Source organism: Labilibaculum sp. K2S (genome assembly GCF_030372765.1).
Lineage (GTDB): Bacteria > Bacteroidota > Bacteroidia > Bacteroidales > Marinifilaceae > Labilibaculum.
The window spans coordinates 1-21,871 of the sequence record NZ_JAUCMW010000020.1 but is presented as its reverse complement, the minus strand read 5'-3'; the positions used below and the strand labels follow the sequence as shown (position 1 = coordinate 21,871).

The 21,871-nt window shown below is 34.2% G+C and carries 8 protein-coding genes; all 8 read right to left on the bottom strand.

The window, feature by feature from the left end; all coding sequences use genetic code 11:
* Nucleotides 1-14: 14 nt before the first annotated feature.
* Nucleotides 15-1,763 carry a RagB/SusD family nutrient uptake outer membrane protein gene (locus QUH73_RS17095; protein ID WP_289531655.1) on the bottom strand — a complete coding sequence of 583 codons (1,749 nt, stop codon included), beginning with the start codon at nt 1,761-1,763 and terminating at the stop codon, nt 15-17.
* Nucleotides 1,764-1,789: 26 nt separating this feature from the next.
* Nucleotides 1,790-4,600: a SusC/RagA family TonB-linked outer membrane protein gene (locus QUH73_RS17090; protein ID WP_289531654.1), complete on the bottom strand. Its 2,811-nt coding sequence runs from the start codon at nt 4,598-4,600 to the stop codon at nt 1,790-1,792.
* Between the two features lie 19 nt (nt 4,601-4,619).
* Nucleotides 4,620-6,452, bottom strand: a complete 1,833-nt coding sequence (locus tag QUH73_RS17085; RefSeq protein WP_289531653.1) for a RagB/SusD family nutrient uptake outer membrane protein — start codon at nt 6,450-6,452, stop codon at nt 4,620-4,622.
* Between the two features lie 10 nt (nt 6,453-6,462).
* Complete coding sequence (locus QUH73_RS17080; protein WP_289531700.1) at nt 6,463-9,561, bottom strand: SusC/RagA family TonB-linked outer membrane protein; 3,099 nt, start codon at nt 9,559-9,561, stop codon at nt 6,463-6,465.
* Between the two features lie 746 nt (nt 9,562-10,307).
* Nucleotides 10,308-10,682, bottom strand: coding sequence for a family 43 glycosylhydrolase (locus QUH73_RS20950; RefSeq protein ID WP_442913424.1), 375 nt, complete (start codon nt 10,680-10,682; stop codon nt 10,308-10,310).
* 763 nt (nt 10,683-11,445) lie between these two features.
* Nucleotides 11,446-15,360 (bottom strand): hybrid sensor histidine kinase/response regulator transcription factor, encoded by a 3,915-nt coding sequence (locus QUH73_RS17075; RefSeq protein ID WP_289531652.1) that lies wholly within the window; start codon nt 15,358-15,360, stop codon nt 11,446-11,448.
* 973 nt (nt 15,361-16,333) lie between these two features.
* A complete protein-coding gene (locus QUH73_RS17070) occupies nt 16,334-18,682 on the bottom strand; it encodes a family 43 glycosylhydrolase (RefSeq protein WP_289531651.1) in 2,349 nt (782 codons plus the stop codon).
* A gap of 755 nt (nt 18,683-19,437) precedes the next feature.
* Nucleotides 19,438-21,189 carry a glycoside hydrolase family 43 protein gene (locus QUH73_RS17065; protein WP_289531650.1) on the bottom strand — a complete coding sequence of 584 codons (1,752 nt, stop codon included), beginning with the start codon at nt 21,187-21,189 and terminating at the stop codon, nt 19,438-19,440.
* Between the last annotated feature and the right edge of the window lie 682 nt (nt 21,190-21,871).

The following is a 21,871-nucleotide window of genomic DNA, read 5'->3' as shown; positions in this document are numbered from 1 at the left end:
GTTTTTAACATTATTTACCAACCCACATTCTGAGTCATATTCCACTTAATCACTTCTTGATATGGCAACGGACCATAATTCATAAAATCTTGGTATTGTCTTTTTTCAACGTTTACCACTTGATATGCTCCATTAGAAGAAATTCTCATACCTCTCGCAGTTTCTGTAAGTGATTCATTCCATCTGCGTAAATCCCAAAAACGATTACCTTCAAAACAAAGTTCTAATCTTCTTTCATTACGGATTAACTTCCTCATATCAGCAAGAGAACTAATGGATGCTAAATGATTATCCGGCTGAGAAATACCTGCCCTCTGACGAATAGCAGCAATTACATCTCTGGCTGAATAGCCATGACTTCCTGACCCATCCGGTCCCCATGCTTCATTAGCAGCTTCAGCATAGGCTAAAAACAACTCTGTATAACGAATCCGAGAAATATAATGTTTCTTATTTGCCTTATTGGCAGCATCAAGATTTACATCCTCACGAAGTAATTTACGCAAATAATATCCTGTGCGAGTTGATTTAGCGATTGCACCAATACCATCTTCACCACTATCCTCACTCGTTAAAATAGAATTTGAACCTGGACCAAATGTACTTCCATTATATAGAATATAGTCATTCAAACGAGGGTCTCTACCTACATACGGGTTGTTCTCATCATATCCACTAGCCCCATCAGCAATTGGTAACCCATTAGCCATAGGAAACGCATCAACAAGATTTTGAGTAGGGTTTACACGTCCACTACCATACAATGAGGGTGGATAATTATCTGGTTCCAAATCACTTTCTTCTGAAACATTTGTTCTCCAAAGAATTTCCTGAGGATTTGTACCAACAACTAAATTATCTGTTATACTTCCATTCTCTTTTGAATACCAAGTACCTCCTTGTGGATCTATCCCAGCTACACCACCTATAAGATCAAGAACTTGCCCTGCGGCATCAGCGGCATTTTCCCAGGAAGTGGTTTCGTTAAAAGCAGGACTCGCCGCTAATAAAGCAACTTTGGCTCTGATTCCTTTAACAATTCGGGTACTCAAGCGTTGTCTGTTATATGCGCCAAATACTCTGTTATAATCAGACGCAGATGTTTTACCTTGATATTTTGAAGGTAATTCGCCTTCTTTGATATCTTCAAAATCCAGAGGTAAATAACTTTCGGCTTTTGTTAAATCATCATAAACCTGAGTTAAACACTGCGCAAATGTGCTTCTAGGAATATCATAACTTGATTGTCCATCTAAAGGCTCTGTTAAAATGGGGACACCAAGAAGATTACCTCCAGCATCTTTACCGGCATGTGCTTCTAACAAGTAATACATAAAAAGAGCACGTAAACCATAGGCCTCACCTTTAAACCTATCATTAAACATTTCCTTAACATATTCGCCTGTAGTTGCCCATTCAACCTGATCAGTTTCAGCTAAAAAAATATTTAAATAATTAATAGCAGCATAAGAGTTTACCCATCTTGAAGTTGGGTTTTCCATTGCCGACCATCCACCGGTAGCCATGGCAAGATAATTATTATTCGGATCGTTTGACACTGCATCATCAGTTGCAACATCGTTAAACGAATAGCTTCCTGAAGGTAAAAAAACATATGCATTTAATAACAATCCCTCAGCATAAGCTGCGTCTTCATATATGTTTTCGAGCGTTGGATTATTCTCATCGGCCGGAGACAATAAGTCTTCACAACCTGTGAAAATAAAAAACAAAGCCAATAATATAAATAAATTTGTCTTCATATCTGTTTTCATTTTAATGATATCATTTAAAATACAGCTTTGACACCAAGGTTATAGAAACGAGTTTGCGGAGCTTTTCCAAAATTCAATTCCAAAATATCCTTATTTTTGCTTAACGTTAATAAATTAGAGCCACTCACGTAGATATTTACATCTTTAACAAATGAGCTGCCTAAAACGGATTTTGGCAAAGCATAAGTTAACTGCACTTTAGCTAAATCAAAACGATCTGTACTATATGTCCAAAAGTCAGACGTTCTAAAATTATTAGCTCCACTTAAGGTTGATAAACGCGGGTAAGTTGCCGTGTTTTTAGTTTCTTCAGTCCAGCCATCAACCACAACGTTTGAATATTTCTTATCGCCGTAAACCCAGAAATAATCATTATCCTTAACCGCTATACCTCCCAAAGAACCAGTCCCCAACACAAATAATGTAAAGTTTTTAACCTCGGCAGTTACATTTAAACCAAAATTAAATGGACTCCCCCAAGTTCCTAGTTTAATTTGATCCCGATTATCGATAACATTGTCTCCATTCTGATCAACATATTTGATATCACCGCCTCTTAGCTCGCCACCAAAAGTTTGCTTTATTGTAGTATTTGCAGCTTCTTCATCGCTCATAAAAAAACCATCGCTTTGTAAACCAAAAATAGCATCTGTAGGTTTTCCTATTCTGCTTCGATAATCCTCTATACCAAATTCCTCTTCAGTTTTCAACACTTTAGTTTTAACATAGGTGCCTGCAGCACCAATAGTCAAAGCAACTTCACCAAACTGTTTTCTGTAGTTAATTTCAAAATCAAACCCTTTATAATTATTTACACCATAATTAATAAATGGCACAAAAGAACCTGAAGGATAACCTGTTTTAAAATAACTTGGATATTGGCTATATGCTTGTTGAGGTAAACCATCTTTTTTGATGAAAAAAGCATTGGCTTTGAATGCTAACATTTTATTTAACATTAAGGCTTCCACCCCGAAACTTAATTCTTTTCTTTTAACATATCCAAGATCAAGATTTTCACCATGCGTAGGCGTAAAGCCCTGATTTTGATATCCACCATCTCTCCATGAATAATAAGATGATCTTGAATAGATACCTTGATACATATAATACTCTTCGAAATTTAAATCCGTATTAACCTCTCCTGCTGTTGCACTTAATTTTAAACGATCGAAAATACCACCTTTTAAAAAGTCTTCTTCGCTAATAACCCATCCTAAACCAATGGTAGGTGAGAAAGCAGTACGCTTATCTTTTGGCAATTTTGTGGAGTTTACTAATGATCCGCTAAAATCAACGTAATACTTATGGTCTAAATTATAGGATAATTGCAATCCTACATTAGCATTAGTATACGATTGGAATTCACCAAACTCACGTTTACGAGCTCCGGCAGCTAATAACACAACATCCAAATTATGCTTATCATTAAAAGTCTTTGTGTAATCAAAATGAATAAAGGATTCCATAACGTTATGATTCCATTGCTCGGACAAGTTTTGATTACCACTTCTAGTATCTTTACCATGCTTCGTTAAGCCAACTATAGAATCACCTTCTGTAAAATGTTGCCATTCAGCTTCGTAAACAGCATATCCATTATCAACAGATTGTTTATACTTATTTATATAGTCAATACTTACCTGTCCATGGAATGAAAGACCATCAATCACATTACGCAAGTCAATATCAACACCGCTGGTATATTGAAATCTACGATCAATATAATTTTTATAACCAGTCAGATACTCATCACCGAATGCTGTTGTTCCAAATTCGGAATTACCTCCAGCTAGATAATTTCCATCAATCAAATACGAACTATTTTCCTTTAAAAGACTTAAAGCATCGTTCGCTGAAGACATGATCGAATTTATCGGAATAAGCGGCGAAAACTTATTCGGTTTTGCCGAAGCCGCCTTTTCCCAATAGTTACCGTTACCAGACTTATCTGAATTAAAAACAGTGGAAATATTCACGTATGTCTTGATATAATCATTCAATTTCAAATCAATATTACCACGCACACTTAAACGAGAGTTCAGCGCATTTTGACTTTCTCCAAAATTCAACAAAGAATTATTGCTTTCATAACCTCCAAAAAGATAAAATTGTGCAATATCATTTCCTCCTGAAAAATCTCCATTTACACTATATGTGTTATACATCTTTTTTAAATAATCAGATGAATAATAGTCCACATCAGGATAACGATCCGTATTAGTATGACCAGTGTAGTTCGCAATTTCTTCATCGCTATACAAAGCCGCTAATTTATCATTTTCACGCGCTTGGTTATAAAAAGTCATGTATTCGCCTGAATTTAAATACTCAGGATACGCTTTGGGCATATTTAGCCCTGCATTAACACGAACATTCATCTGCTTATCACCAACTTTGCCACGCTTAGTTGTTATCAGCACAACACCGTTGGCCGCTCGCAAACCATACAATACAATGGCATTAGCACCTTTTAAAAAAGAAATTTGCTCAATTTCTGCTGCAGTTATATCACGTATTTCACGTTGAACTCCATCAATTAACACTAAATAGTCACCTAAATTCCAAAGATTAGCGCCTCCAACAAAAGCTGCAATTCCATCCAAAGGATAAGTACCATAATGTTTATCTAAGTATTCTGAAGGATTTAATACCGAGACACCATTAGGCATATCCTTTTTCTTAACAGAATTAAAAGTCCCATGTACTAAAGAATCATCATCGGATGCCACTACTTTTGCAGTATCTATTTGGGCATTTACGCCAAACAGAAAGCCGAAGAACAATCCGAATAAAATCATTCCTATTCTTATATGTTTCATCATTTTTTCCATTTATTTATTATTACCATCCAGGATTTTGCCCGAAAGACGGGTAAAGAGTTACATCAGAAACTTTCAATGGCAACCAATAATGTTTTTGTTCAAACACTCTGGTTAACACTAGGCGTTCACGATAGTTAACAGGTTTACCGTCTGCTCCACGGTCAAATTCAACTGCCGTTTTCTCTTTATATTCCTGTTTCTCAGCTAACAACCAACGTCTCAAGTCTTGAAAGCGGAAATCTCCTTCAAATCCAAGTTCCATAGCTCGTTCACGAATAATTTCGTCCATAAACTTGTCCTTATTACCTGAATAGCCAGCATCAATAATACCAGCACCAGCCCGTTCGCGTATTTTATTAAATGCACCTTCAGCAGTTAAGGTATAATCATTTGCACTACTGCTGGCAGAACCGTATCCTTGCAATACTGCCTCAGCATACATCAAATAAACATCTGCTAAACGCATATATGAAAGATGCATGTAGTTTCCATTAAAACCATCAATTTCATTAATTCTCATTGGAGTTACTTTACTAAGCAAGTATCCAGATCTACCTGACTTGTTAATTTGACGACTCGCCCCACCAGTAAAAAGCTGTGCATATCTATATTGTTCTTTGTCTGCAGGAGCTGAACCACTGATTACTTGATCTCCATCAATGATAATATCATGATAGAAACGAGGGTCTCTATTTGCCCAAGGATCATTTGCGTCGTATCCCGAATTAGGATCATCAATAGGTAAACCATTTGCCATACCATAATTTTCTACAAATCTGGCATTTGGACAAACAGCCCCACCTCCTATATTTGCTTCTGTCCATAACGCACTTGGTCCCCAAGGGCAACCTTTAAACCACTCGCCATTTACTAAGCATTGAAAAATAGCCTCTCTGGTATCACCAATACCTCCTGGAATAGTAGAACGTCCGTCAGTATAAAACAAAGCACTATAATCACTAAAATTCAGCAGGGCTATATTCGTTTGACCAGCATCAACAATCTTAAGTAACTCGCCAAACACATCAGCTGCTTTTTTACAGTATTCTACGTTAAAGGTTTTTGATCCTGTTGACTCATAATTCATTAACGGACTTCCAGCATATAAATAGTTTTTCCCTGCATATGCAAGTGCCATAATTTTAGTAATTCGTTGTTGGTTATTACCTTCTGTATCTTTACCTACAACAGTACCATCCCAATCAGTCGGTAATAATTCTGCAGCTCTCTCAAAATCTGCAGCAGCCTTATCAGCACATTCCTGATAGCTTAGGCGAGGCAACTCTAATTTTTCAACTGAACCTAAAACTCTATCAAGATATGGCAATCCTCCCCAAAAACTCATGAGTTTAAAATGAAACCAAGCACGGAAAAACAATAATTGACCTTCAATTAAATCTCTTTCCTCTTGAGTAGCATCTACCATATTGTCCAGATTTTCAAGACCTAGATTTGCTTTTCGAATGGCATACCAAGCATTTGGCCATAGCCCCTGTTCTCTTTGGCCTTTTCCAGTTACTACTTTACCTTTATCCAAGTAAGAAATCCAATTAGTATTGGTCCAAGCCCAATAATCTCCTTTATCAAAAGCAGTATTTAACCAAACCGCACTTTCTCTTTCAATTACCTCATCACCTAAGTTCCAGTCACATGACCAGTTTGCAGTAGTAATATCAGGAACTGCACAATATAATTCTTCAACAAAACCTTGAAAATTATAGAAATTAACAAAAGCATCTGTTTTAGATATTTCAGACTCAGGTGCTTTATCTAAATAATCCTCGCAAGAGGCCAGCCCAATAATCATTAAAAAGACCCAACCCTTCAATAATAAATTTATATATCTTTTCATCATATCCGTTTTATAGTGTTATATTAAGGCCTAAATTGATGCGTTTCATTGTTGGATATGCACTATTACTATTGTTTCGCCCCTCTCTATCATCAGGCATATTAGTCCACATCCACAAGTTATTGCCATTTATAAATACCCTTAACGAACTAATTCCTAATTTTGAGGTTACCGTTTTATTAAATTCATAAGCTACCTCAGCATTCTTTAGCCTTATATATGACCCATCATAAATATCAGTAGTACCTCTGGAATAAACATGCGAACTCCATCTAGGCATAGCAAAATCAGCATCGGTATTTTCAGAAGTCCACCAACTACCTAATTCATAAGCCTTGTTGGTACGACCTCCGAAATTATTGAAATACACTGATCGATTTGTATTATTTACACCATAAAATTGAGCCATGATACTAAAACCTTTCCACTCTAATCCTACAGTACCACTGTAAGTATTTTGTGGTCGATCAGGATATCCGTATGGTACACGATCAAAATCATCAATTACACCATCACTATTGTAATCTACCAATTGATAATTACCCGGTAATTTTTCAGCATCATAAGCATTCGTTACCGTACTACCATACACTTCATCCCATGTATTGTAATAACCATCACTTATTATCGAACGAGTTTGGCCAATTTGTTTTCCGGCAGTCTTCTGATAATCACCAAGTAATACTTCATCATCAGCAAAAATAACTTTATCTTTAGCATGAGACATGCTAAAATTACCCCAAACACGCATACCATTGTTCAATACTTTGTTTAAGCGCACTTCAATCTCATACCCTTTAACATCAACTTCACCCAGATTACCATACGATGGTGTTCCTCCAAAATACGATGGTACAGCTCTTTTTCCACCATCTAATAAAACATCAGTACGATGATCTTTAAACACATCCACACTACCTGCTAATAAACCATTAAAAAAAGCAAAATCAGCACCGATATTGGTTTTAGCTACTTTTTCCCAATGCATATCAGGATTACCAATCCTATCCTCTTTCCACCAAGTATATGGACTCGTGGAACCGGAGCTGTTACCTAAATTAGCATCACCTCCATAGGCCCATTGTGTATCGTATAAAAAGCGAACCCAAGTATTGTCACTACCAACTTCACCATATGAGGCACGAAGTTTCAACATATCCAAAAAGCCTAACCCTTTCATAAAATTCTCTTCACTAAGCATCCAACCTACTGCTCCCGAAGGGAAAAAAGCAAAACGATAGTCGGGTCCAAATTTTTCGGAACCATTATAGGCACCATTCAATTCAACAAAATATTTTGATGCATAATTATAAGTTGCTCTAAATACCCAGTCTTCACGGAAATGTTCAAATTCACTTCCTGTTGCATACTTATCACGACTAAAGAGTCCCATCATTGTAACATCATGATTACCGAATTTTTTAGCATAATCCATTTGTAATTGATAAAACAATTTTCGATAATCTTCACTACCGCCCCACGAATTGGTATAAACCTCATCGCCACGTGTACTCCATCTTGAAGGCATCCAATTAAATTGATTGGTTCCAAAATAGTTTGAATAATAAACCTCACCAGTGCTGGCATCCACCCATTTAGATTGAACTCCTCCACCATCATTCACACCTCCAACAGTTTTAAATTTATTATCAAAAGACAAAGTACCTTTAGCACTCAATCCCTTTAACAACATACTTAGATCTTGCTTCAAGGTAAAATCCGTTGTTATGGTTGCCGTTGTTTTTTTACGTATCCCGTTATTGGCTAGTATTGCAGCCGAATTAAATGCTTCTAAAGGTTCTGGTTGATAATAGCCCCATGAACCATCAGGATAATGAGGTAAATAACTATCAGGAGCTGAAGTATAAATAGCCTCCCAAACACGAAACTCCCAATCGTCTTGTCCATAAACATCTTGCTTAACGGCATAAGAACCGGCTAAATTAGCAGAGAAAACAGTGGTATTTGTTAAGTCAAAATCCAAATTACTGCGAACATTAATACGATCAAAACCATAGCCTGGTGAATAACTCTTATCATTATCAAAATGCTTCAATATATCTCCTTCCGACATATAGTCTACTGAAGTAAAATACTTTACAGTCTTGGTACCACCAGAAGCGCTTACATTTGCTTTGTATGACATTGCAAAGTCTTTCACCAATTCATCTGCCCAATCTACATTAACATATCTTTCACGTTCTGTCTGATCACTTTGATTCCGATACTTGTTAAGTATGCTTTGGGGAGTATAATCGGCCCATGAATCTGGATATAACGCGACCTCCCGTTCAATAATCTCGTTTCGAAGCTTTAAGGCATCATACGAATCGTATTTTCCAGGCAATTTGGAAGGTATTTTTACAGTGGCACTAAGATTAACACGAATTTCTGCTTTTCCTTCCTTTCCGCGTTTAGTAGTAATTAAAATAACACCATTAGCACCCTTTACACCAAATACGGCAGTGGCAGAAGCATCTTTCAGTACAGAAATACTTTCCACAGAAGATATATCTACACTACTCATTTGTCGCTCGATACCATCTACTAAAATTAGTGGACTACTTTCATTCCAGGTACTTTGACCCCGAATATATATAGTAGGATCTTCTTCTCCGGGAGTTCCACTGGAAGAAACCGTAATTACACCGGGTAAATTACCGGTTAATGCTGCTCCAATGCTAGTTACTCCACCTGTTCTTTCCAGTGTTTCACCTTTTGTCTGGGATATAGATCCTACAACACTCTCTTTCTTTTGTTTACCGTAGCCAACAACCATTATTTCAGATAATACACTCACTTCAGGTACCAAAATCAAATTGAATTCTGTCTTTCCGGCAACATTAACTTCCTGTCTTTCCATTCCAATAAACGAAACAACGATAATTGGTGTTTCCTGCGGTATTTTTAATACAAAACAACCATTAAAATCTGAAATAGTTGCATAGTTTAAATTTCCTTTTACCATGATTGTTGCCCCAGCAATTGGTTCTTGCTCATATACTATTGTGCCCCTAATTTCTCTTAAATTTTGTGAGAACACATGAGTAGAACTAAAAACAAATACAACTAGAAGCAAAAAATACTTTTGTAGTTTAATCCTTAACATATTAAATAAGGATAAATTTTGAATAAATAAATACATTGTACGTTCCATTACATAATCAGCTTAAATTCACTTAAGTATTCCAAATTCTTTGAGGCAAATAAACCTTTGTTTATTCCTATATCATTATCAAACCTTAAACGCCTCCCTCGATTTAGGTATTCACTTAAAAAGCTGCAATACACAATTAGTTTTTCATAAATTTCTGTAATCATAATTTAATAAATTTAATAATTATTACAAATTGATATATTGGGGGTTTTATCGCTTATAATTCCTCATTTTTTTTTCTTAACCCAAACAAATAAACACTTACGCTAACAGTCTTTACAGTCTCATATACAAACACATAGAGTGTGCACTTTTTGTCTGCAGGCAGATTTTACAAACATTAATCATTTCTCAAATAAAAACCTAAAATTATTTCCATCCGAAGCAACTTTAAGATCTTTTGTACTATAGTTGTTCGCCTCAATCGTTTCCGTGTTATCACGTATATATAATTTAGTTTTTTACACTCTTATCTATTTCCAGTTTTACCAATCAGTAAATAATTCTCAGGCAAGCGCTCGAAGCAATTTTATAATTAAAGATCACTCCCCTCTTCAAATTTTCGGATCTTTGGGCTTGACAAATAATTTACTACAACGCATATTTGTGGTAAGCTTAATAATATGTTTGATTGTTTAGACCATAGTCAATTGCTGATGCAAAAAAAACTCACTCACACTTTGGTATTTAAATTGTAATTATTTGATTTTGATCAACATAAGATTAAATTGTTTCCAATTAACCATATCAGAACAATGAAACAGAGATACCCCTGAAAAGTACGAGAAAATAGAAGTAACTAAAAAGTAGTCTTTTCCATTATTACAAATACTGGGATCTGAAAAACATCCTGATAAAATTGGATGATAAAAACAATCATTTCTTGACAAAGGATCATTCTTATAAAAGTCATTATTCCTCTTATATGAGAAATGGTCAAAGTAAGCAACCAAACTATCTGATCTAAACACAAAGCAATTTATACCTGATTTAGAAATACCAGTTAAAAAAGTTATAGATAAACTAAATAAGAGAACAACTCTACAAATAAACGCACAGAATCCCTTTTTCATCACCTTACATTTCTCCAAGTTCATTGAAATTAATTGTCCTTTGTATTAGACTAATAATTGTTAATAAATCAAAAATAAATACAATTAATATTAATGATTACTAATTCTGGATATGTAATTTTCAATTTCAGATATTCTTACAAAAAACAAACATATCATTACTTAGGAATGCCGTCCTGAATCATCGGAATTGACAAATTAATATCTATTCGGGGTTGTGCAGGCAGGGATTATTTGACTTTGTCGATTTTCAATTCAAATACCAATCGATATAAGTCAGGACTTGATAAAAGTAGTTGCGTGCCGTCGATGCGGTCACACCCATCATTATTGCTTAAAAAAGGAATGATAAATTTAAACAATGCAGGAATCTTACTTCCTTAGGCAGTAACACAATTACTCTGAGTTTAAAATGGTCTTTTCGAGCTTAGTATAATACCTAATTAACATCAAAACCTGCTGTATAAATTTCTTTCCAGCTATATCTTCGTTAAAAAAGATGCAGTTCTGGGTAAGCCGACTCTCTTTTACTTTTTAGACTTGATACAGCTGAAAATTATTTTAAGATACTTTTGGAATCAAATTGGTATAAAAATTACTTTAACATAGACGTTTCAGATAACCATTTGTAGAACTTAAAGAAACATTGTGGAAAATCAGGATATAAGAAAATATTAACAAGAATATCCATATAAGTTTGTATACAAGCTAAACCGAAGACGTTTGGGTGAATATATTTTTTAATCACCGATAAAAATACGAATCATAAGACCTGAGAAGGTGATTTTCCGTAATATTTCCTAAAAACAGTACTATAATACCCCACAGTAGCAAACCCAGATAACTCACTAATTTCCGTAATGGAATATTTTTTTGATTGCAATAATGTCAATGAATAATCAAGTCGAATGGATTTAATAAAATCTGTTGGTGATTGATTTGTGAGTGATTTTACTTTTTTATATAATAATGAAGAACTAACATTCATTTTAGATGCAAAATCATTCTTTGAAAAATTAGAATTACTCATATTCTCCCGAACAACTTCCACCATCTGCCTGACAAATTGCTCATTAAGTTGATTGTCATAGACTTGCACACAATCCTCGTTAAGCTTAATAGTTTTCAAAGCCTTATCTCGTGCAACTTCACGATTTTGAATAATGGTTCTTATTTTCTGCTGAAGAAGAGTAACATCAAAGGGTTTTGTGATATAATCATCTGCCCCAAGCCCTAAGCCCTTTAACTGTTGAGCCTTATCAGATAAGGCTGTTAATAAGATAATTGGAATATGAGAAGTTTCATAAGTTGATTTAATTTTGCGGCATAACTCATACCCATTCATGTTTGGCATCAGAATATCTGACACGACTAAATCCGGAAACTCTTTAACAATAACTTTCCAGGCCTGCTCTCCATCAGCAGCTAAAAATATTTGAAAACTGGAAGTTAATGCCAATTTCAAAAATTCCTGCAAATAATCATTATCCTCAACAATCAATACTTTCATTTTTGAATCAACAGATGGCTCAATAACATCAAGTAATTCTTTATTCAAATCTTCGCCTATATATTCTGGATTGATTAATGTTTTATTGGATATTGGTTTATTTTCTTTAAACTTATCTGTTTCTATAATTGGCAGTACAACCTGAAAAGTAGATCCAATATTTTCCTGACTTGAACAAATAACTTTCCCTCCGTGCAGATCGACATAATTTTTCACTAATAATAAGCCAATACCGGAACCTATAACTTTAGAGTTTATGGCATTTTCGCCCCGATAAAACTCCTTGAATAACTGTTTTTGGGCAATTTTACTAATTCCTAATCCCCTATCTTTTACCTCTAATATCCATTTGCTCTTTGTGCAATTCAGCTTAACCAATATAGGTGCGTTCTCAAAGGAGTATTTCACTGAATTGGAAATTAAGTTATCAACAACTTTTTCAATCATAACCTCATCAAAAGCAGTAGTAAAAGTTGAAACATTTGATTCAAATTTTATTGCAATATTTTTTGATTTGGCATAAGATTCAAACATCATCACCCTATTCTCAACTACTTTCACAATATCAGACATTAATAAAAAAGGCTTTTCTTTCCTCACATCAACTTTCTGAAAATCCATTAATTGAGTAACTACTTTTAGTAAGCGATGCGTTTGGTCTGTTGCCAGAAAAAGATAATGTAATGCTTTAGCTGATAAGTCAGGTTCTTTGTTCAATTCTTCAATAGGTCCATTAATCAAGGTTAATGAGGTTCTTATATCATGAGCGGTATTGGCAAAAAAATTAATTTTCTCTTCTGAATGATTCTTTTTCAAACGATAAATGTAATATTTAAACATAAAAACTGCAACCCCCCCAATAACAATCAAAACCAGCAATTTAAACCACCATGTATTCCAGTACGGCGGAATAATTTTTAAGCTAATAAACCGCTCATCAATAATATCAGTCATAGAACTGTCGTACATCCTAACCCGAAGAGTATACTCCCCACTCTGAAGATTGGAGTAGGATAAAATACGATTATTGCCTGGCTTGCTCCAGTATTTATCTAAACCTTCAATCTTCCACGAAAATTTTGCACCAAATGATGTAACACCGATTGGAATCAATTCCAAACTAATTGTATTCTGATAATGTTTAAGAAACAGTTCCTTCAAACTATCTAAAGGAGATTCCAATTTAATGTCAGATGATTCCCGAACTGAACGACCAGCAACGGTAAGCTCCTGATAAAATATCTTCCCATTATATTTTTGCAATGCTATTTGATCCGGATCAAAAATTAAGGCTCCTTTATTAGTTCCCCATATTAGCTTTCCAGAACTAAGTCTGAAATGTGAATTTTTATTATAAGACACATTGTTTAAATTGTGCAAAGAACTAAAAGTTACAACCGTATTATCTTTTTCATTCAATCTGCAAATTCCTTTTTCTGTTCCTACCCAAAAAAATCCATTTAAATATTCAATACTATTTACAAAATTTGTTGCCAAACCAGAATCGACAGAAATTTGCTCCTTCTCTTTTGTTAAAAGATTATATTTAATGATCCCATCGCCACTGGTGCAAAGCCAAACAACGTTATTCCTTAAAAAAATATCATAAACCAGATACCCCTCCACAAGACTCTCAGTACTTCCACTATTCTTATCAAATAAAATCAAACTATTGGTTGTACCTATCAATAATTTATCGGAATTAAATTCCCGCATTACATTAACTGTAAGGTTATTAAATGAAACAAACCGGTCTTCATCTGATTTATAACACATTAAGGCACCTCGTACTCCTCCTATCCAAATATCCCCTGCACTATCTTTTAAAATATTAAATACAAAATTATTTGCAAATTCCACATTTGTTTCTTCTTGCGAATAATGTGCTAATTCCATTCCTGTTTTTGGATCAATTATATATACGCCCGAAGAATATGAACCTGCCCATATCCGCCCTTTTTCATCTTGACATAGGGAAAGAAATACCTGAGCATGTTCCTTATTGTTATAATAGTACGTTTTCCATTGATTACTATCTACATTCAAATAACTGATTCCATTATTAGTGGCAAACCAAATATTTCCATCACGATCTTCAAAAACACTATTAACACAATCGTTAGCCAGAGAATTCGAATTATTGGCTACATGAATTATTTTTGTAACGTTTGAATTTTCCTGATCATAATAAGACACTCCCCCACTATAAGTACATACCCAAACCCGTTTATTTTTATCACAAAAAATATCATAAACTCCATTACCTTGTAATGAATTAGAATTGTCAACATCTTCCTTAAAAACGTTTATAACCTTACCATTATCTCCGCTAATTTCCCATACACCTTGTCCATCTATTCCAATTAACAAAGTTGATTCAGAATTACGTTCAATATCAAGTATTGGCTGATTTGGGATGCTATTTATACCCAACAAATTGAAACGTCCACTCTCTTCTTTTAAATAAAGCAATCCATCTGCCATTGTACCGATCCACAGCCTATTTAAACCATGATCGTAATACAAAGAAGTAACAACATAATTTGTCGCTTTCGCGAAAGAATAATATACTTCAGAGCTGAAATCAATTGTATTAAAAAACTTTATTTTCCCATTTATCGAATATAAAAATTGTTTTGAATCATACCATACTAAGGATTGTACAGCTTCAGCCGCACCTACTATTTTCAAACCAGATTCCTTATTGTAAAAATACAAACCGAAAGTAGATGCTAACCATAAATTACCAAAGCTGTCAACCAGCATTTCATCAATTGAGATATAATTATTACTTAATTGTTTTGATATGTTAATTACTAATTCAAATTCATCCTTGACTTTATTATATTTAAAAATTTGTCCATTATTTGTATATGAGTACAGTCCGGACTTTTCATAAACAAGGTTAACGGTTAGAATGTCAACAGTTTCAAAAGGCAATTGATAAGTCCTGATATCATCATGAGAATACCTTACAATTCCCATTTTTGAAGAAATCCAAATAAAGCCGTCATCATCACTACAAGCCTTATTCGCTTCACGAAAAGATAAACCATATGTTTCATTCAAATTAAAAAACTGAACCTCATTTATACCAACGGCATTAAACACTCCAAAGCTCAATTCATAGATAAAAAAAAATACAAATATCAATTTTCGTAATCTCATAATCTTTTCTTCCTCTTGTTATTGTTATCGCACACTATGAAAAACATTTACCGAACTCAATTGCAACTGTTTATTGGCAATCATCAACATTTATCTAGCCCTATAAAGGGCTAAATTATAAAATTTCAACTGCCATACAAAAAACTTGGGAATACTAATTCAAACATCACTTTTCATTCAAAAAAATATTTGACATCTAAATACACAGCTGATCCTCCCGGTAACAATTACCATCAAACAAACAAAAAGACTCACCACAAGCATTATCATTTCCTAAATTTCGCAATCAGATACCTGCAGAAAGATCAGCACATGTATCATATTTCAACTACCAAAACCATATTGACCTGTTCAAATAATTTCGGCATCTTCATAAAGTTTACTCCTTTCCCATATTGATGGTTCAAATAAATAATCTGACATTGGAAATGCCCTAGACGAGACCTTAAGTTGTTTTGTATGAATAAAATCAACAACTTCCACTAATTATATTATTAATGCGTTTATTTATCATTTATGCTATTCCAGCATGGTTTGCTAGTTTTATTAACCAATTGCAAAACAATAATACACTATTAGCATAATTACGATTTTTAATTTTAGATAATATTCCTCTAAGATTAGATATAACAGTTAGCTTGTATCCGACTAATACCGGTTAGTATCTAAATTTACTCAATCATTTTTCCCAATAATTCGGGATTACGATTGAGTTTTAAATATCTACCGGCATTATACCTGCGAGTAAATTTACCTGTAAATTGGTATAAAAATAAAAAAGGAGTGGATCCTTCCTAACTGTTTTTCTCTCAAAGTTATAATTTGATTTTGAGAGACACTTTATAAATATGGATCATATTAATGAACTAAAATTTGTCGGACAGCCGATATTAAACAGATTATCGATTTGCAAAAAATTGACAACATACCATCGCTAATAAAGAGACCAGACAGTGACCTAATTATACCCATCCTATTTTAATTCTTTTTTATTTTTCAATAATAACAACATCCTTTCAGCATAACGTTCACCTAACATTCTATATCCCTCAGCCGAAAAATGCAAATGATCCTGAACACCCGGACAACCTTCTGAAGAAATAATATATGAATTCGGAATAACCTCAGGAAGTGTGGCTATTATTGAATTCATACTTGCACAACTCCCTTCTTCGCCGGCACTAACCATTTCACCTGCAATCAGTGGAACTTTTTTAGGATTTAAATTCAGATCAGCTATCAAATTATCGTACACCAACTTAACTTTCTTTGTCCAAAGTGTATCGCCTGTATTTGATTCCCCCTGATGTAACAAAATGCCTTTTATTACACCTGTTTTTTGAGCTATTTTTGCCATTTCAACAAGACGCATATACGGATTCCCATCATAATCCTTAACCATATTCTTCAACCAATCAGGCGACGATTCAACGTAGGTTTTATAATTATCTTTATCAAACAGTTCAATTTTACATCCCCCAACAGCCACATTGATTACACCAACCTTAATGTTCTCCGGAAGGTTTTCTACTAGAGTGCGCCCAAAATAATCTACAGGAGTTAAGCCTGTATAACAGCGACACAAAGGTGGAATTGCTGTATACCAGTTACCTTTGCTTCTGTTTAATTCAGGACAGTCAACAGTTGCCAGTACTTGAAAACGCTCATTGACATTAACAGTATCCTGAGGTTCGAATCGTGCGTTTCCCTCCATATTAGATTGTCCCAAACTGAGGAACACATACATCTCTTCTTTTGGAGAAATTGTATTGCTAATATGGAAATAGTCAAAATCAACATAACCGTCAACCATTTTTGTGGCATAATTAAAAAGACCAAACCGATACCCCATAAAATGAGCCAGAGAGTAAGTCATTTTCAAGGAGACTCCTATTTTTTTCCAGTTTTCACCATCAAAACTGTAATAGAACTCAGCTAAGTCCTTACGTTCTTTAAAATCGCACTCTGCTTTTAAATAAACTATTTCCTGCTCAAAGGGTAAACTTTCAATTTCAACTGGTTTATTTGTTTGAGCACTAACCATTACTAATTTCTTTGCTCCATTTTCATTTTTCACCCCAACCAAGCCATATTTTTTTTGCAACAAGGCCAAACCTGCAAAATCACCATCTTTCATATTTGAAACATCCAACTTAGTTGATCCTGAACATTCAGGACCAATGGTTCGTTGAGTCAAAGTATTTCTGGCCGTTAAAAATGAAGTATCGATTCTACTAGTTATTAAACGCAAATAACCATCCCTATCCTTTACTGACCAAAAATTATCCACTTCATTATGATTCCATTGCCAAACTAATGGCAAATCCTCCTCATTTTTGGTTCTATTGAATTCATCTGATGCAACAATACCAGGAATTAAACCTCTTGAGGGGGGTAACTGAAGTGTTTCAGGAACTTTTCCATCTACTCCGAACACCGGCCATCCATTTTCCCACGTAACGGGTACCATATATGGAATACGACCTACAGCACCATTGTCGCGGAACAAGTAGGCAAACCATTTTCCATCCGGAGTATCAATTAGCCCTCCTTGAGCCACACCTTTATCTTGCAATGCTACACGACCTTCGTAAGGTCCTGCAATTTTATCTGCCCGATGAACAATAACTGTTCTCATTCCTCCTTTGGGCCATGTAATATGAAACAAGTAGTACTTGCCATTAATTTTGAATAGTTGAGATCCTTCGGCTGGCAATCCCACATTGGATCCTGCAGGTGCACCTGCATTTTCTATAATCACCTTTTCTGATCCCGGGATAATGCCTGTTAACTTTTTATTCAATTCAACCATTTTAATATTGCCGCTGCCATAAATCATATATATGCGGTCATCATCGTCAAAAAACAGGGAATGGTCATGTAACGAAGGTTTGAAAGACATCATCTTCCATGGTCCTTTTTCAATATTTTTTGTCGTATAAATATGTGTTTTACCTGTAGTACTAGAAAAAGTACTTACGTAATATTTTCCTTCATGATAACGAAGACAACTTGCCCATGAACCTTTTCCATAAGCATTTTTTCCATTATTTAATGATAGTGCATCGTTACTTTCCAACACATTATATGCATAGTTAACCAGTTCCCAGTTAACAAGATCCGTAGATTTCATAATTGGAACTCCCGGATCCATGTGCATAGTAGTACTGCTCATATAGTAGGTATCACCTACTCGTACCATGGACATATCAGGTACGTCAGCATATATCACTGGATTATGTGCCAAATTTTCCTGAGCATAAAGTTGACTACAAATTAAGATATATACAAAAAGGATACTGTATAAACGGATAAACTTCATTTTAAATTTTTTAATTAAAAAATATTCCACTCCTTATTGAAAATAAATAATTCACTTATCGATCTTTAAAACATTTATTAATGAGACTTCGAAAAGCTTATTAATACTTATAATAATAGAATCTAATTTGTACTAAATTAAGCTTTAATCAAATCAGCCTATTTCATTTTAAGATATTTCACTTTCAATATCAGACATAAACAATCCTGATATAATACCAAATTAACATCAAAACAAGCCTTATCAAATGTTTCTTTTCAGCTATATCTTCGTTAAAAAAGATGCATCGTAACATGGCTATGCTTTACTTTTTTGCCTCGATACAGCTAAAAATTAATTCATTTTAATTAAAGCCTATTTTGATGTTAATTTGGTATAATACATTAATTCAATTACTAAGATAGTATTCAATGAAATAAATGCATTTCAAATAAATATAGCAAACAAAAAAGGTAGTTATTGATCCTATATATCTTAATTATTCACTCCCTCAAGGCACTAAACAAGAACAAATAATTTATGCCAAAATTACACTATAAAAAAAGCCAACCGTATTCCTTTCAAAATTTAATATTCTGAATATCAAACACAATTGACTCCTTTTTTCCTTTTTTAGAAAGGATTTGTTTTTTAAATTATTGATTACTGCAAGAATCCCCACAGTGCCTGCAACTACCTATTATTAAAGAATATATATAGTTTTGGTTTTGTTGCGCATTTTTAACCATGTACTTTATAAGCTAACTGCTCGTTAATTAATTTGGTTGAGCATCATTTGCAGCGGTAGCATACAAACCTAATAAACAGCCCGTAAATCCTTTAGCCTTATTGGTTGAAAGTATATCTCCGGAAACAACTCCGCCAACGTTTATAAAATCAGATCCATCAATGGAATAAGAAAACTCATATTTATCCCCATCTGCAGCAACTTTTAATCCAAGAGGTTTTTTAATGTCTATTTTTTCGCTTGCAATAACCACAGACTGCCCTTTTTCCGTCCTTTGAAGTACGAGGTAATAATCTTTTTCTTTCTTAGTAATTCCAAAAACATAATTAAAACCTTCATTTTGCAAACATGTTATTCCTGCTAAATCTTTTTCTGAAGATGGCTTATAGTCAATATCTGCTGAAAAGGAAAAATTATTGTGTTGCTGACGGTAAAATAGTGTTGATGTAGGTTTAAGCTCTTTTATATTTACATCAAACGGATTAATTCCTAACCCTTTTTTTGTTAAAGAGATAAATTCTTCTCGAGGCCCTCTAAGTCCTATCCATCTATCATCCAAGTTTTCCGAATTGAAATCTTCCTTATACTCAAAGTTTCCATTGGGAAAAAATCCATCCTTACCTGTTCTATTCCTGGTTACACCTTCAGGCATTTTTAATTTTGGTTCCATAGGTATAAGGCCATTTTCAAAAACGGGGAACAAACCCGACCAATCTACAGGTAAAATAAATGTTTCACGTCCAATATTTACCCGATCCTTTTCATTAGGGCGAATGGCAAGAAATACTCCATAATATTTATCACCCGGTCCCTTTACAATATCTGCGTGACCAGCCCAATCAACTTTATAATCTCTATTGCTGCCAAAATATCTTTGTGTTAATATAGGATTGCTTGGTGCTGGATTAAAAGGTCCTTTAGGACTTGACCCAATAAATACTACTTCACTATGCCAGCCTCCGGTACCTCCTTCAGCACACATTAAATAATAATTGCCATCTTTTTTATATAAGTGAGGAGCTTCAATCCAAATTGGTCTTTTAGAAATATCAGTTCCACCATTCACAATTACTATGTCTGATTCAGGGATGATTTTGTCATTTTCCACATCATATTCCCAAACTTTGATAACCCGATGCCCATTATATAATTCTTTACCTTTTGCGGGAGCATCATTATGCACAACATATCCTTTCCCATTATCATCAAAAAATATAGAAGGATCAATACCTGCAAAATCCAGTTTGATAGGATCACTCCACCCTTTCATTGGATCTTTGGTCTTAACAATAATATTCCCCAGTCCTCCGGCAAACGCAGTAGTAATCATATAAAAAGTATCATTATGAGGATTATATGTTATTCCAGGTGCATACACTCCTGAACTGATGCCGGTATCATGAACATCTAATTGTGATGTGCGATCCAAAACGTGACCAATTTGTTTCCAATTTACCAGATCTTTTGAATGAAAAATTGGTACTCCGGGAAACATGGCAAACGACGAACATACCATATAGTAATCATCTCCTTTTCTTGTAATAGCCGGGTCTGGATAACATCCTTGCAATATTGGATTATAGAATTCCCCCTCCTTTAACGGAAAATCATTATAAACCTTGTCGTTTCCTTGATAAACAAAATTATTAAACACTGGTCCATATTTTTGTGCTTTTGTTTGAGCACATGCACTAACAGCAAATAACACTACAATACAACCTGACAAAAAATACACCGGCCATTTTGTTGACTTAAATTTTACTTTTTGAACTCTACTCATCATTTTTTATTTAATCTAATTTATTTAAAAACTCCCTTGAATAACTGCAATAACATTCTTCCAATTAATTACTAGTCTTTATTCCTCATTTGTTTTTGACATGTTATAATTTTGCCAAACAACTAATAGTCAGAATCATTAATCCTAACCATTGGTTCTACACATGCCAATTTAATATGAAACTCAATCCTGTTTATGTTGAGATATCTATACCCCCGTTGCAACAGTCCTATCGCCTACTTGTTCAATTTTACTGTGAGTTCTGCATAGATTCATGGTGTTATGTTTCTTCTACAACACCATAATTTAGCCACTAACCAGACCTATTCGAATGCCTTTTTATTGACCCAGGTAAAACAAATATTGGGCTATATTAATATTTGATGAAATTATATTATAGGAGGAAGATCGATTTTAGATCTTAGATAAACATTTTCAATTTTGGGACATATCAATGATTAGTCATGTATTTAGATACATAAAAACAATAAGAGATGATTTGAAAAACCCGAAATAGATTAATAATCCAAATATCCCGATCAAACCAGTATAATGCTTTCCCAATGGATTGGTGCTGCGCAGATAGAGATTATTTGACTGCGTCAATTTTCAATTACAATACTAATTACCTGAGTTCGATATTAAAATATCCCTAATTGATCGGACTTAATAGTTTCATATT